Origin of the sequence: Piscinibacter sp. HJYY11 (assembly GCF_016735515.1) — a bacterium.
Taxonomy (GTDB): domain Bacteria; phylum Pseudomonadota; class Gammaproteobacteria; order Burkholderiales; family Burkholderiaceae_C; genus Rhizobacter.
Genome location: NZ_JAERQZ010000001.1, coordinates 2,201,044 through 2,215,879 on the forward strand (window position 1 = coordinate 2,201,044; position 14,836 = coordinate 2,215,879).

Below are 14,836 nucleotides of genomic sequence, written 5' to 3' on the forward strand. Positions count from 1 at the left end.
TTCAGGCGGCCTCTTCCCCCGCCGCCTGCTGCATGCGCCACATTTCAGCATAGCGCCCGTCACGCGCCAGCAGCTCGGCGTGCGTGCCGCGTTCGACGATCCGCCCCAACTCCATCACGAGAATCTGGTGCGCCTCGACCACCGTCGACAGGCGGTGCGCGATCACGAGCGCCGTCTTGTTGCGCGCCACACCCTGCAGTTCGGCCTGGATCGCACGCTCGTTCGCTGAATCGAGCGCCGAGGTCGCCTCGTCGAAGATCATGATCGGCGGATTCTTCAGCAGCGTGCGGGCGATGGCCACGCGCTGCTTCTCGCCGCCGGACAGCTTCAGCCCCCGCTCGCCCACCGCCGTCTCGTAACCCTTGGGTGTGGAGACGATGAAGTCGTGGATGCGTGCCGCCTTCGCGGCCGCTTCGATCTGCTCGCGCGTGGCGCCGGTGTGGCCGTAGGCGATGTTGTAGGCGACCGTGTCGTTGAAGAGCACGGTGTCCTGCGGCACGATGCCGATGGCCCGGCGCACGCTGCCCTGCGTGACCTGGCGGATGTCCTGTCCGTCGATGCTGATGGTGCCCGCGTTCACGTCGTAGAAGCGGTAGAGCAGCCGCGCCAGCGTGCTCTTGCCGGAGCCCGAGGGTCCGACCACTGCCACCGTCTTGCCCGCCGGGATCTCGAAGCTCACGTCGTGCAGGATGGGCCGTGCCGGCTCGTAGGAGAAGTTCACGTCGCTGAACTTCACATGGCCCGCGCTGACCTGCAGCGGCTGCGCGCCGGGCGCGTCGTCGACCTCGCGCTCGCGCGCCATCAGCGTGAACATCTTGTCGAGGTCGGTCAGCGCCTGCTTGATCTCGCGGTAGATCACGCCCAGGAAGTTGAGCGGGATGTAGAGCTGGATCATGAAGGCATTGACCATCACCAGGTCGCCGAGCGTCATGGTGCCGTCGACCACGCCGCGCGTGGCCAGCCATAGCATCGCCACGAGGCCGGTGGCGATGATGAGCTGCTGGCCGGTGTTGAGGATCGACAGCGTGGTCTGCGCCTTGAGCTGCGCGCGGCGCAGGCGCTCCAGGCTCTCGTCGTAGCGCTTCGCTTCGAAGTCTTCGTTGTTGAAGTACTTGACGGTCTCGTAGTTGAGCAGCGAGTCGATCGCGCGGGTGTGGCTGGTCGAGTCGAGCTCGTTGACCTGCTTGCGGAACTGCGTGCGCCAGTTGGTGACGGTGACGGTGAAGGCGATGTAGACCACGAGCGCCGCGATCGTGATCCACGCGAACCATGCATCGAACTTCACGCCCAGCAGCGTGAGCACCATGACCACTTCGATGAGCGTCGGCACGATGCTGTAGAGCGAATACGAGATCAGCGAGTGCACGGCACGGGTGCCGCGCTCGATGTCGCGCGTCATGCCGCCGGTCTGGCGCTCCAGGTGGAAGCGCAGGCTCAGCGAGTGCAGGTGGCGAAAGACGTTCAGCGAGATGCTGCGCGCCGTGCCCTCGGTCGCCTTGGCGAAGACCAGCTCGCGCAGCTCGGTGAAAAGCGAAGTCGACAGGCGCAACGCGCCATACGCGATCAGGAGGCCCACCGGCACCACGAGCAGCGCACCCGCATCGCCGGGCTTGAGCGACATGCTGTCGACCAGTTCCTTGAGCAGGAGCGGCACGCCCACGTTGGCCAGCTTCGCCCCCACCATGAAGGCCAGCGCCAGCGCCACTCGCCAGCGGTATTGCCAGAGGTAGGGCAGCAGCTTGCGCAAGGTGGCCCAGTCGGAGCGGGGGGCCTTGCTCGCTGGTGCGGGCGGCATGGAAGACAACACGGAATCTCGACGCATCGCCTCAGTGTGCCAGCGCAAAGCGCTCCACAATGTGGCCCATGACTTCTGCTGCCAACACCCTGCCCGTCACCCTGCCCACCGACATGGACCTGGTCATGCGCGTCATGCCGATGCCGTCCGATGCCAACGGCAACGGCGACATCTTCGGCGGCTGGATCATGGCCCAGGTCGACCTGGCCGGCTCGGTGCTGCCCAACCGCATCGCCAAGGGCCGCATCGCCACCGTGGCGGTCAACCAGTTCATCTTCAAGCAGCCCGTCTCCATGGGCGACCTGCTGAGCCTGTATGCCCGCGTCGAACGCATCGGCCGCACCTCGGTGACGGTGCATGTGGAGGTCTACGCCGAGCGCAACCCGGCCAAGCTGGAGGTCGTGAAGGTGACCGAGGCCAGCCTCACCTACGTGGCTATCGACGACGAAGGCAAGCCGCGGCCTCTGCCGCCGCAAGACTGAATCAAAGGTCGAGCGGCTGCGTGTCGACGGCGAGGCCTTGGCGCCGCCGCCGCGTGGGCACGGTCGCCGGCAGGCGCGGCACGATCTCGCGGGCGATGGTCCCCGCCAGTTGCTCGGCCCACATCGCATAGGCCGCCGGGCCGGGGTGGAACCCGTCTTCGGCCATCAGCACGCTGCTGTCGTTGCCCGGCACCGGGATCTCGGGCTCGATGGGCACCGGCAGCCACCAACGGTCGGACGAACGCCCGACCCACGCGCTCAAGGCCTGGTTGTAGGCCTGCGCGTCGGTGCCCAGCACCCAGCGCAGCGGGTTGGGCAGCAAGGGGAACGTGTGGACCGGCGGGATGCCGGTGTGCACCACGTGCTTGATGCCCGCGCGGCGTGCCGCGGCGCGATTGAGCTTCTCGAGCTGGTGGAGCCAGGTGTTCACCGGCACCTGCGCGATCACGTCGTTGAGGCCGAGCGCCGTCACCATCACGTCGGCCGGGTGCAGCGAGAGCTTGCGCACCGCGGCCAGCGAACTGCGCGTCGTGTCGCCGCTGCGCGCGATGAGCTGCCACACCACCGCGCCGTGCAGGCGCTGAGACAGCGCCTCGCTCAGGCGGCCGGCCAGGGCCTGGATCTGGTTCTTGGCGCCCACGCCCGCGGCCGACGAGTCGCCGACGATGAGGATGCGCAAGCGCACCTTGCCCGTGCCGGCCACCCCTTCGCGTGGGCCTTCGGCCTCGGGCAGCCGAAGCGCCGCGCGGCGCACCTGCCGGCCCTGCCACAGCAGCACCGGCACCAGCAGGAACTTGATGGCCTTGAAGAGCCCAGGATTCATGCGCGCGACGATACCCGCACGCCGCCCCTCCCGGCACCGCCCGACTGCACGGGGTCAGCGCGGATCAGGAAAACTGACTGAAATCCGGCTTGCGCTTCTGGAAGAAGGCGCTGAACGCTTCCTTCGCCTCGGGGCTCTGCAGCTGTGCGGCGAAGACCGCGTTTTCGGCATCGATCGTCTTGAAGAAGTCGTCGGCCAGGCGGCCGCGCATCAGCTTCTTGGTGGCGCGGATCGCACCCGGCGGCAGCGTGTTGAAACGCTCGGCCACGCGGCGGGCGTGAGGCGCCACTTCGCCCGCGGGCAGCACCGCGTTGGCGATGCCGCACTCCACCGCTTCGCTGCCGGTGAAGGGGTCGCCCAGCATCAGCTTCTCGGCCGCCTTGCGCTGGCCCATGAGCTGCGGGATGAGCTGGCTCGAGGCGAACTCGGGCACGAGGCCCAGGCTCACGAACGGCATCACCAGGCGCGCCTCGTCGGACACGTAGACGAAGTCGCAGTGCAGCAGCAGCGTGGTGCCGATGCCGATGGCCGCACCGGTGACGGCGGCGATCACCGGCTTGTCGCAACCGATCAGCGCTTCCATGAAGGTGCGGGCCGGCGACACGGCCGAGGCCGCGGCCGAGCGCTTGGCGAAGTCCTCGATGTCGTTGCCCGAGGTGAAGATGCCCGGCTGGCCGGTGATGAGCACGCTGCGCACGGCGCCGTCGGCCTTGGCGTCGTTCAGGCCCTTGGCCATCGCCAGGTACATGTCGCTCGTCAGCGCGTTCTTCTTCTCGGGGCGGGCGATCTCGATGGTGTAGACGCCGTTCAGCAGCGCGGTCTTGATGCTCATGGAATGTGTCTCCGGAGGGGGTGGGGGATTCTGCGTCAGCGCGCCGTGGCGAGCGTCAACCAACGTGACACCTGCGGCCACAGGCTGTCGGCAAAGCGCTCGCGGAAGAAGCCGAAATGGCCGATGCGCTTGGCACCGATGTCTTGCGGTGCGATGCGGCGCATCTCGCGCGGTGCGCTGGCGTAGAAGGCGTGCATGTCGGCGGTGTTGCGGGCCGACATGTACTCGTCGTCGGTGAACGAGAGCGAGAGGATGGGCGTGCGCACGGCGGCGTAGTCAGAGCGCATCTTCTCTCCGCCCACACCGATGATGTAGTCGCGGTTCAGGCAGGCACGCCGCCACTGCTGCATCACGCCCAGTGGCAGGTCGCCCACCTTCTTCAGCCGCTTGCCGGGGAAGTAGCCGTAGAGCTTCATCGCCAGCGGCGCAGCGACGAACCACAGCCACCACACGTAGGCACGCGCCTTCGCGGCATTGCGCAGCCAGTAGCCGGTGCCCACACCGATGGTGACGACGCTCGCCGCGCGCTCGCGGTTGGGCACCATGCCGAAGATCTGGCCGCCGAGGCTGTGGCCCAACCAGTGGATCGGCACCTCCTTGGCCACCTGGGCGTCCAGCCAGGCCAGCGCAGCCGACGCATCCTGCTGTGCCCAGGTGTCGATGGTGGCTTCGAGGCCGCGCAGCGAATGCCTCATCTGCGCGGGGCGAGATTCGCCCATGCCGCGGTAGTCGAAGGTCACCACCGCATGGCCCTCTCCGGCGAGCCACTCGGCGAAGTCGGCGTAGAAGCGCTGCGGCACGCCCATCGCCGGGGCGATCAGCACCGCCGACCGGCACGTGGCCGGGTTGCCGTAGACGCGGCCTTGAAGCGCAAAACCGTCTGCTGCCTTGAACTCGAATGCTTCCATCTGTGGGTCTCCTCAGGTCACGACTTCCTGCCAATGGTTGGCGAAATGCATGAGGTGGGCACGGCGGTAGTCGTCCTTGGACAACTCGCCGTACGCGAAGTGAGGGTGCAAGGCGCCGGTGTGGCCTTCGAAGGCTTGCAGTGCCGCCATGGCGCGGTCGACGGCAGGAATCAGTGGCTGACCCTGCGCGATGTCGGGGGCGCCGGGAATGGGCTCGGTCAGCGAGTGGCTCATGCGGCCGCGCGCCGAGAACACGGTGGCCGCGGCCGGGCCGACGCTCGCGCGGAACCAAGCCGGCTTCAGCTCGGGAAAGCCCTGCAGCGAATACTCGACGCTTTGTGCCGCGTGGTGCAGCACGTGCGCCAGGTCCCATGCGCCACCCATGCGCACGGGTTGCGTCTTCAACGCAGCGAGGGTGCGCAAGGCACCCTCGGTCGATCCAAACGCCGGCGACTGCAAGGCCGCCGGCCGGGAGGCCGCGTACAACGCGGGAGCCCCGACCGCCACGGCCCCGAGGCCGAGGAAAGCGATGCGGCGCCCGCGTTGCATGGGCTTGCGCGTCAACAGATCAGACGCGCTCGAAGATGCCGGCCGCACCCTGGCCGGTGCCCACGCACATCGTGACCATGCCGTACTTCAGGTTGTGGCGACGCAGCGCGTGCACGACCGTGGCGGCACGGATCGCGCCGGTGGCGCCCAGCGGGTGCCCCAGCGCAATCGCGCCACCCATGGGGTTCACCTTGGCCGGGTCGAGGCCGATGGTGTTGACGACCGCGAGCGACTGGGCCGCGAAGGCTTCGTTGAGCTCGATCCAGTCGATCTGGTCCTTCGTCAGGCCGGCGTACTTCAGGGCGGCGGGAATCGCCTCGATCGGGCCGATGCCCATGATCTCGGGCGGCACGCCGCGCGCGGCGAAGCTCACGAAGCGGGCCAGCGGCTTGAGGCCGAACTGCTTGACCGCCTTTTCGCTGGCGAGGATCAGCGCACCGGCGCCGTCGCTCGTCTGCGAGCTGTTGCCGGCGGTCACGCTGCCCTTGGCGGCGAACACCGGCTTCAGCTTGGCCAGGCCTTCGAGCGAGGTGTCGGGGCGCGGGCCTTCGTCGATGCTGACGGTGCGCTTCTTCGCGATCTGCTCGCCGGTCGCGAGATCGGGCGTGCGCGAGATGACGTCGATTGGCGTGATCTCGTCCTTGAACTCGCCCTTCTCGATGGCCTTGAGCGCGCGCATGTGCGACTCGTAGGCGAAGGCGTCTTGCGCTTCGCGCGAGACCTTCCACTGCGCCGCGACCTTCTCGGCGGTCAGGCCCATGCCGTAGGCGATGCCGATGTTCTCGTCCTTGGCGAAGATCTCGGGGTTGAACGAGGGCTTGTTGCCGCCCATGGGCACGAGGCTCATGGACTCGGCGCCGCCGGCGATCAGGATGTCGGCCTCGCCGACACGGATGCGGTCAGCAGCCATCTGGATCGCGGTCACGCCCGAAGCGCAGAAGCGGTTGACGGTCACGCCACCCACCGGCTTCGGCAGTGCCAGGCCGGCGGCGATGCGCGCCATGTTCATGCCCTGCTCACCTTCCGGGAACGAGCAGCCGATGATCGCGTCTTCGATCGCGGCCGGGTCCAGGCCGGGGGCCTGGGCCAGCGCGCTGCGAATGGCGGCGATCAGCAGATCGTCCGGGCGGGTGTTCTTGAAATAGCCACGGCCCGAACGGCCGATGGGCGTGCGGGTGGCGGCGACGATGTAGGCGTCTTGAACTTGCTTGCTCATGATGTGGTTTCCTTGTGAGGCCGCTGTTTAGTTGCGCACCGGCTTGCCGGTCGAGAGCATGCCCATGGCACGCTCCTGCGACTTCGGGTGCTCCAGCAGCGTGCAGAAGTGCTTGCGCTCCAGCGTCATCAGGTATTCCTCGTTGACCAGCGAGCCGGCGTCGACATCACCGCCGCAGACCACGTCGGCGATCAGCGAGCCGATGTAGAAGTCGTGCTGGCTGATGAAGCCGCCGTCGCGCATGTTGACCAGCTGCGCCTTGATGGTGGCGATGCCGTTGCGGCCGGCGACCGGGAACACGGCCTTGGCCGGGGCGCGGTAGCCGCTCTCGAACATGGCCTTGGCCTGTTGCGAGGCGACGTAGAGCAGCTCGTCCTTGTTCGGCACGACGACGTCGCTCCACAGCATGTAGCCGTTCTTGCGGTTCTCGATCGCGCTCGTGCCCACCTTGGCCATCGCGGCGGCGGTGAAGCCCTCGGTCAGGAACTTGAGGATGTCGGCGTTGGCGTTCGCAGCGCTGGCCATCTCGGCCGCACGGCGGGCGATGTAGGTCAGGCCGCCGCCGCCCGGGATCAGGCCCACGCCCACTTCCACCAGGCCCATGTAGCTCTCCATCGCGGCCACACGCTTGGTGGTGTAGACGGCGATCTCGCAGCCACCGCCGAGTGCGATGCCACGCACCGCGGCGATCACCGGCACGGTCGAGTAGCGCATGCGCAGCATGGTGTCCTGCAGCTTCTTGATCATCGGGGCGATGCCCTTGGCGCCGCTCTTCATGAAGACCGGCAGCATCGACTCGAGGTTGGCACCGGCCGAGAACACATCGTCCGGCGACCAGATCACGAGGCCCTTGTACTTGGCCTCGGCCACGTCCACGGCCTTCGCCAGCCCATCGATCACGCCTTCGCCGATCAGGTGCAGCTTGGAGGTGATGCTGAGGATCAGCACCTCGCCATCGAGCGTCCAGGCGCGCACTTCGTCGTTCTTGAACTCTTCGGTGCCCGACTTGAGCGGGTCGACCGCGCCGGAGCCGAACAGCGCTTCGGGGAAGTGCTGGCGCTGGTAGACGGGCAGGTTGCTCTTGGGCAGGTACTTGTTCTGCGACGCGCTCCACGAGCCTTCAGGCGTGTGCACGCCCGCGTTTGTGGCGACAGGGCCGTCGAACACCCACGCGGGCAGCGGCGCCTTGGAGAGCGCCTTGCCGGCGTCGATGTCGGCCTTGACCCATTCGGCGACCTGCTTCCAGCCGGCCTGTTGCCACAGCTCGAACGGGCCCTGGTTCATGCCAAAGCCCCAGCGCAGCGCGAGGTCGATCTCGCGGGCCGAGTCGGCGATGTCGGCCAGGTGCACCGCGGCGTAGTGGAAGCCGTTGCGCAGGATGGCCCACAGGAACTGCGCCTGCGGGTTGGTCGACTCGCGCAGCAGCTTCAGGCGCTCGGCCGGGGCCTTCTTGAGCATGCGGGCGACGATCTCGTCGGCCTTGCCGCCGGCGGGCACGTAGTCACCCTTGGCCGGGTCGAGGCGCAGGATGTCCTTGCCGACCTTCTTGTAGAAGCCGGCGCCGGTCTTCTGGCCGAGCGCGCCCTTCTCGATCAGCGCGGCCACGGCCTTGGGCGTCTGATACACGGGGTAGAAGGGATCGTCCTTCAGGTTGTCCTGCATCGTCTTCATGACGTGGGCCATCGTGTCGAGGCCCACCACGTCGGCGGTGCGGAAGGTGCCGCTCGACGCACGGCCGAGCTTCTTGCCGGTCAGGTCGTCGACCACGTCGTAGGAGAGGCCGTAGTTGTCGGCTTCCTTCATCGTCGAGAGCATGTTGGCGATGCCCACGCGGTTGGCCACGAAGTTGGGCGTGTCCTTGGCGCGCACCACGCCCTTGCCGAGCGCGGTGGTGACAAAGCTTTCGAGCTGGTCGAGGATCTCCGGGCGCGTGGTCGGGGTGGGGATCAGCTCCACCAGGTACATGTAGCGCGGCGGGTTGAAGAAGTGGATGCCGCAGAAGCGCGGCTTGATCTCGGCCGGCAGCACTTCGCTGAGCTTGGTGATGGAGAGACCCGAGGTGTTCGACGCGACGATGGCGTGCGGGGCGATGAACGGGGCGACCTTGGTGTAGAGGTCCAGCTTCCAGTCCATGCGCTCGGCGATGGCCTCGATGATGAGGTCGCAGTCCTTGAGCAGTTCAAGATGCTCTTCGTAGTTGGCCTGCTGGATCAGCGCGGCGTCTTCGGGAATGCCCAGCGGCGAGGGTTTGATCTTCTTCAGGCCCTCGACGGCCTTGGTGACGATCCCGTTCTTCGGGCCTTCCTTCGCCGGCAGGTCGAACAGCACGACCGGCACCTTCACGTTGACGAGGTGGGCGGCGATCTGCGCGCCCATCACGCCGGCGCCGAGCACGGCGACCTTGCGGACATTGAATCGACTCACGGTCTTCTCCTTGGAACGGGTTTTCTAAGCGGTTGAGAGAGAAAGGTTGTTCTTGTCTTGGCGTGGCTCAGTCGGTGGCGAGGAACTCGCGCACCGCAGGCCAGTAGGTGTCGGCCTCGTCGCGCAGGCCGTGGGTGTGCTCGGCGCGTTCGAGGGTCAGGCGGGTGAACTGCGCCCCGCGGGGTGCCGCGGCTTGCAGACGATCTCCGTGGAACACCGGCGTCCAGGTGTCGCCACGGCTGTGGATGAGCAGCAGCCGCGAAGACGGCTTCAGGTGCTGGATGTTCCATTCGGCGCGCAGGCCACGCTCCATCGTCGGGGCGAAGAAGCGGCCGACCTGCAGCACGGTGTGGGCGAAGGGATAGGACTTCCAGAACAGGGGCAAGGTGGCGGCGCAGGACTCGGCGACGATCCGATCGAACGGGAAGTCGGCACGCGGCATCGCATTGAGCGCGTGCATTGCCCCGAAAGACGCGCCCATCGCATGCACCGGCAGGCCGGGGAAGCGGCGGCGCGCCCAAAGGCCCGCGGCCACGATGTCGGCGGGCCAGTCGAAGTTGGTCGACGGGCTTTCGCCAAAGCCGTTGAAGTCGAACAGCACGACGTGGAAGCCCTCGTCGAGCAGCTTCTGCGCATGGCCGTTGCGCAGCCAGAAGCCCTTGCTCGCCAAGCCCATCGGGTGGGCGCAGACGACCACGCCACGCGCCGTCGCCATCGGGGTCTCGGCGACGACCGCCGCGAGATCGGCATGGCTGCCGCTTGGGATCGTCACGCGCTGCCAACCCTCGGCGGGCACCCCTTGCGGCCAACGCCAGGGCTTCATGAAGCGGCCGAAGAACGGCTTCTTCAGCTGGCGATGCCACCACCAGCGCGCGCCGGGGTTGCCCTTCGTCATGCCGCGCCAGGCGGCGCCTGCGTACTCACCCATGGTGGGGCCTCCGGTGCCGTCGCGTTATTCCACGCGCACCCAGGTCTGCGAGCGGCCGATCATCGGCGTGCCGACGTAGCCCCGCACTTCGAGCTTCTTGTTGTCGGCCGAAGGCCGCAGGCGCAGCTTGTAGGTCTTGCCGTTGGCCGGGTCGAGCACGGTGCCGCCATCCCACTGGGCGGACTCGTCGGGGTTCTTCTTGGCGCCGCTGATGATGGTGAGGCCGACGACGGGCTTGCCCTTGAGCTCGCCGCTGCATTCGTCGCACACCGCGTCGGGCTTGACCGCCGGGTCGAGCAGCTTCTCGATCTTGCCGCTGATGACACCACCGGTCTCGGTGATGCGCACCAGCGATTTCTCGACCTTGCTCTTCTCGTCGATGCTCTTCCACAGGCCCACGGGAGTCGCGTTCTGTGCGAACGCCACGCCCGAGACCATCAGCGCGGCCGCAGCCGCCAGCAGCTTCTTCATCGTTTGTCTCTCCTGGCTTCTTGTGGGTGGGGGTGGATGCGGGCCAGCTTAGAACAAAGCCTCGTCCATCTCCATCAGCGGCTTCAAGCCCGCGCGTGCGGTGCGGATGAGGCTCGCGGTCTCGGGGAAGAGCTTGGCGAAGTAGAAGCGCGCGGTGGCGAGCTTGGCGGTGTAGAACGGGTCGCCGGAGCCCTGCTTCTCGAGCGCGACCTTGGCCATGCGGGCCCAGAAGTAGCCCATCACCAGGTGGCCGGCCACACGCAGATAGTCGACGGCAGCGGCGCCCACTTCGTCCTGGTTGCCGAAGGCCTTCATGCCGATCTCGGTGGTGAGCTTGACCAGCTTCTCGCCCAGGTCGGCCAGCGGGTTCACGAACTCCTGCATGGCTTCGTTGGTGCCTTCCTCTTCAACGAATGCCTGCACGATCTTGCCGAACTTCTTCAGCTTGGCGCCGTTGTCGCCCAGCACCTTGCGGCCCAGCAGGTCCAGCGACTGGATGGTGTTGGTGCCCTCGTAGATCATGTTGATGCGGGCATCGCGCACGTACTGCTCCATGCCCCATTCCTTTATGAAGCCGTGGCCGCCGTAGACCTGCATGCAGTGCGAGGTGGAGATCCAGGCGTTGTCGGTCAGGAAGGCCTTGACGATGGGCGTGATCAGCGCCACGTGGTCGGCGCATTCCTTGCGCACATCGTCGTCGTCGGTGGCCAGTTCCTTGTCGAGCTGCAGCGCCGTCCACATGCCGAGCGCACGGCCGCCTTCGGCATAGGCGCGGGCGGTGAGCAGCATCTTGCGCACGTCGGGGTGCACGATGATGGGGTCGGCCGGCTTGTCAGCGGCCTTGGGGCCCGAGAGGGCGCGCATCTGGATGCGGTCCTTCGCGTAGGCGACGGCGTTCTGGTAGGCCACTTCGGTCAGGCCCAGGCCCTGGTTGCCGACGCCCAGGCGGGCGGCGTTCATCATCACGAACATGGCGGCGAGGCCCTTGTTGGGCTGGCCGACCAGCGTGCCGACGGCGTTTTCCAGCACCAGCTGGGCGGTGGCGTTGCCGTGGATGCCCATCTTTTCTTCCAGGCCGGCGCAGAAGATGCCGTTGCGGGCGCCGAGGCTGCCATCGGCATTCACCAGGAACTTCGGCACGACGAAGAGCGAGATGCCCTTCGAGCCGGCCGGTGCATCGGGCAGGCGGGCCAGCACCAGGTGAACGATGTTCGGCGCCATGTTGTGCTCGCCGGCCGAGATGAAGATCTTCTGGCCGGTGATTCTGTAGGTGCCGTCGGCTTGCGGCTCGGCCTTGGTGCGCAGCAGGCCGAGGTCGGTGCCGCAGTGCGGCTCGGTCAGGCACATGGTGCCGGTCCACTCGCCGCTGGTCAGCTTGGGCAGGTAGGTCTTCTTCTGCTCGTCGGTGCCGTGGGCGTGCAGCGCTTCATACGCGCCGTGCGACAGGCCGGGGTACATCGTCCACGCCTGGTTGGCCGAGTTGAGCATTTCGTAGAAGCACTGGTTCACCACGTGCGGCAGGCCCTGGCCGCCATAGGCCGGGTCGCAGCTCAGCGCGGGCCAGCCGCCCTCCACGTACTGCTGGTAGGCCTCCTTGAAGCCCTTGGGCGGGGTGACCTCGTGCGTTTGCTTGTTCAGCGTGCAGCCCTCTTCGTCGCCGCTCTGGTTGAGCGGGAAGATGACCTGAGACGCGAACTTGCCGCCCTCTTCCAGCACTGCGTTGATGGTGTCGGCGTCGATGTCCTTGTGCGCCGGCAGCGCCTGCAGCTCGCCCGGCACGTTGAACACTTCGTGCATGAGGAACTGCATGTCACGCAGAGGAGGGTTGTACTGGGCCATGGTGAAGCTCCTTGAATGTTGGAATCGAAAGAGAGGTGGAAAGAAAACAGGCTGATCGGGTTATCGGCGTGACGTGCGTGCGGGTTGACGCGGCGCGGTGGCGTAATAGCTCACCACCCGCTCGAAGCCGATGCGCGCCCGGTCGAGCGCGCCCGGCATCCGCAGGAAACGGGCGTCGTGGTGCACGGCCAGGATGTGGCCGTGGATCTCGAACAGCATCTGCTGGGCATCGGTGTCTTCGCGCAGGTGGCCTTCTTCGATGGCCATGCGGATCGCGCGTTCCAGCGCGAGGTGCCAGGTGCGCACCATCTCGACCAGCGCATCGCGCACAGGGCCCGGGCGGTCGTCGAACTCGACGGCACCGCTGATGTAGATGCAGCCGGAATCCAGCTCGACCGACACGCGCTTGATCCAGCGCTCGAAGAGGGCCGCAAGGCGGGGCATGCCGCGCGCTTCGCGCAGCGCGGGGAAGAACACTTCCTCTTCGAACTTGGCGTGGTACTCGCGGATGACGGAGATCTGCAGCTCCTCGCGGGAGCCGAAATGGGCGAACACGCCCGACTTGCTCATCTGCATCACGTCGGCCAGCGCCCCGATCGACAGGCCTTCCAGGCCCATGTGGGACGCTAGGCCCAGCGCGGCCTCCAGAATGGCGGCGCGTGTCTGCTGGCCCTTCTGCAGTTGGCGGGGGGTTTCGCGCAGGGTCCGGGGATTGGCGCTCATGGTCGTCGTGCAACAGAAATGAAACGAACGATCGTTCTATTCTTACCGACCTCCCCCGTGGAAAGCGAGCCCCTCATGCGCTCTTTGTCACCTTTTTCTAGGGCTTGTCGCCTAAGAGACCACGGGCCGCTCCGCCCCCCAAGGGTTAACCCTCGGTTTCTGGTCGCTACGATGGGCCGATGAAGATCACAGTGGCAGGACTCGGGGCCGTCGGCGGCCTCATCGCGGCGAAGCTGGCGCTCGCCGGGCACGAGGTGAGCGCCGTGGCGCGCGGGCGCACGCTGCAGGCGGTGCGCGACCACGGGCTGGTGCTGCGCATGGGGGGGCAGGAACAACGGGCCGCCGTTCGCGCGAGCGACAATGCTGGAGCGCTCGGGCCGCAGGACGTGCTCGTCATCGCGCTCAAGGGCCAGTCCTTGCCCGACGCCGCCGCGTCCTTCGCACCCCTGATCGCCCCGCACACGCTGGTCGTGCCGGCCATGAACGGCGTGCCGTGGTGGTTCCTGCAGACACCAGCGCTGCAGCAACGCCTGTCGAGCGCAGAGCGGCAGCTCAGGAGCGTCGACCCGCACGGCACGCTCGGCGCCGCCCTGCCCGTGGAACAGGTGCTCGGCTGCGTGGTGCACCTCACCTGTTCGCAGCCCGAGCCGGGCGTGGTGCAGCATGGGTTCGGCGACCGGCTCATCTTCGGCGAGCCGGCTGGCGGCACGAGCGACCGGTTGGATCGCCTGGCCGGTGCCTTCGGCGCTGCCGGTTTCAAGGTCGAGGCCAGCACCGACATCCGCCGCGAGATCTGGTTCAAGCTCTGGGGCAACATGACCACCAACCCGGTCTCTGCCCTCACCGGTGCGACGGCAGACCGGATCCTCGACGACCCGCTGGTGCGCAGCTTCATGCTGCGGGCGATGGCCGAAGCCGCCGAGGTCGGCGCGCAGATCGGCTGCCCGATCGCGCAGTCGGGAGAAGAGCGCCTCACCGTCACGCGCCAGCTCGGCGCGTTCAAGACCTCGATGCTGCAGGACAGCGAAGCCAACCGGCCGCTGGAGATCGACGCCATCGTCACCGCGGTGCACGAGATCGGCCAGAAACTCGGCATTGCGACGCCGCACATCGACACCGTGCTCGGGCTGGTGCGGCTGATGGCACGTTCACGCGGTCTTTATCCGCCGGCAGCGTGATCGATTGATGACATTGCGACCGTGTGTGGCAATGGCACCGCGCCGCAGTCCGCACCGCTATTGAGCAAAAGGCGTTGGATGGATTACTCTCCGGCAAGGAGATTGATCCGTGGAAGTGCTGCAACTCGATGTATCCGGCCGCCCGCAATCGTGGATCTCGGCCAAGGAAGCGGCGGTCATCTATGCCAGCGACGGCATCGCATGGACCCTCGGCGACGCCTTCTATGTGCTGCGTGGCGGCATGCAACGGCGCACCGGCCTGCAATCGCGCATCGAGGTGCACCCGATCATCGCGGTGCGCGGGGCCATCCCCAGCCGCGCGTGGCGGCAGACACCGGCGCTCTCCAACCCCAAGCTCTTCGCCCGCGATCGCCAGGTCTGCGCCTACTGCGGCGGGCGTTTCCACACCGACGACCTGACGCGCGAACACATCGTGCCCACCTCGCGCGGCGGCCACGACACGTGGATGAACTGCATCACCGCCTGCCGCGCCTGCAACGGCCACAAGGGCAACCGCCTGCCCGAAGAGGCCAACATGGCGCTGATGTACCTGCCTTACGTGCCCAGCCTGCACGAAGACATGATCCTGCGCGGGAGGCGCATCCTCGCGGACCAGATGGAGTTCCTGCTGGCGAGCGTGCCGCGGCACTCGCGCCTGCGCAGCTAGG

At 67.2% G+C, this 14,836-nt stretch carries 14 protein-coding genes; 3 read left to right on the plus strand and 11 right to left on the minus strand.

Translation table 11 applies throughout. The annotated features are described in order from the left end of the window. Position 1: 1 nt before the first annotated feature. The gene (locus tag JI745_RS10080; protein ID WP_404932809.1) at positions 2–1,795 is read right to left on the minus strand and encodes an ABCB family ABC transporter ATP-binding protein/permease; all 1,794 of its coding nucleotides are present in this window, start codon (positions 1,793–1,795) and stop codon (positions 2–4) included. Positions 1,796–1,863: 68 nt separating this feature from the next. On the opposite strand from JI745_RS10080, the gene JI745_RS10085 reads away from it, so the two are divergent. After that, positions 1,864–2,277 (plus strand): acyl-CoA thioesterase, encoded by a 414-nt coding sequence (locus JI745_RS10085; protein WP_236674953.1) that lies wholly within the window; start codon positions 1,864–1,866, stop codon positions 2,275–2,277. A gap of 1 nt (position 2,278) precedes the next feature. On the opposite strand, the gene JI745_RS10090 is transcribed toward JI745_RS10085, so the two are convergent. The 10 genes from JI745_RS10090 to JI745_RS10135 all read right to left on the minus strand — a co-directional run bounded on the left by JI745_RS10090 (position 2,279) and on the right by JI745_RS10135 (position 12,990). Further along, complete coding sequence (locus JI745_RS10090) at positions 2,279–3,100, minus strand: SGNH/GDSL hydrolase family protein (protein ID WP_201805854.1); 822 nt, start codon at positions 3,098–3,100, stop codon at positions 2,279–2,281. A gap of 64 nt (positions 3,101–3,164) precedes the next feature. Further along, positions 3,165–3,932 (minus strand): enoyl-CoA hydratase, encoded by a 768-nt coding sequence (locus JI745_RS10095; protein WP_201805856.1) that lies wholly within the window; start codon positions 3,930–3,932, stop codon positions 3,165–3,167. A gap of 35 nt (positions 3,933–3,967) precedes the next feature. Continuing rightward, the gene (locus JI745_RS10100) at positions 3,968–4,840 is read right to left on the minus strand and encodes an alpha/beta fold hydrolase (RefSeq protein ID WP_201805858.1); all 873 of its coding nucleotides are present in this window, start codon (positions 4,838–4,840) and stop codon (positions 3,968–3,970) included. Positions 4,841–4,852: 12 nt separating this feature from the next. Further along, positions 4,853–5,389, minus strand: coding sequence for a DUF1569 domain-containing protein (locus tag JI745_RS10105; RefSeq protein ID WP_201805860.1), 537 nt, complete (start codon positions 5,387–5,389; stop codon positions 4,853–4,855). A 19-nt stretch (positions 5,390–5,408) separates the two neighbouring features. After that, positions 5,409–6,605, minus strand: coding sequence for an acetyl-CoA C-acyltransferase (locus JI745_RS10110; protein ID WP_201805861.1), 1,197 nt, complete (start codon positions 6,603–6,605; stop codon positions 5,409–5,411). Between the two features lie 27 nt (positions 6,606–6,632). Beyond that, positions 6,633–9,029, minus strand: coding sequence for a 3-hydroxyacyl-CoA dehydrogenase/enoyl-CoA hydratase family protein (locus JI745_RS10115; RefSeq protein ID WP_201805862.1), 2,397 nt, complete (start codon positions 9,027–9,029; stop codon positions 6,633–6,635). A 67-nt stretch (positions 9,030–9,096) separates the two neighbouring features. Further along, positions 9,097–9,957, minus strand: coding sequence for an alpha/beta hydrolase (locus JI745_RS10120; RefSeq protein WP_201805864.1), 861 nt, complete (start codon positions 9,955–9,957; stop codon positions 9,097–9,099). Between the two features lie 24 nt (positions 9,958–9,981). Beyond that, positions 9,982–10,428 (minus strand): DUF2147 domain-containing protein, encoded by a 447-nt coding sequence (locus tag JI745_RS10125; RefSeq protein ID WP_201805866.1) that lies wholly within the window; start codon positions 10,426–10,428, stop codon positions 9,982–9,984. 48 nt (positions 10,429–10,476) lie between these two features. After that, the gene (locus JI745_RS10130; RefSeq protein WP_201805867.1) at positions 10,477–12,267 is read right to left on the minus strand and encodes an acyl-CoA dehydrogenase C-terminal domain-containing protein; all 1,791 of its coding nucleotides are present in this window, start codon (positions 12,265–12,267) and stop codon (positions 10,477–10,479) included. A gap of 60 nt (positions 12,268–12,327) precedes the next feature. After that, complete coding sequence (locus JI745_RS10135) at positions 12,328–12,990, minus strand: TetR/AcrR family transcriptional regulator (RefSeq protein ID WP_201805869.1); 663 nt, start codon at positions 12,988–12,990, stop codon at positions 12,328–12,330. Positions 12,991–13,169: 179 nt separating this feature from the next. Here JI745_RS10135 and JI745_RS10140 point away from each other — a divergent pair, with 179 nt between their 5' ends. Next, on the plus strand, positions 13,170–14,168 hold the full coding sequence (locus JI745_RS10140; protein ID WP_201805871.1) for a 2-dehydropantoate 2-reductase: 999 nt from the start codon (positions 13,170–13,172) through the stop codon (positions 14,166–14,168). A gap of 109 nt (positions 14,169–14,277) precedes the next feature. Further along, positions 14,278–14,835 (plus strand): HNH endonuclease, encoded by a 558-nt coding sequence (locus JI745_RS10145; protein ID WP_201805873.1) that lies wholly within the window; start codon positions 14,278–14,280, stop codon positions 14,833–14,835. The last annotated feature ends 1 nt before the right edge of the window (position 14,836 follow it).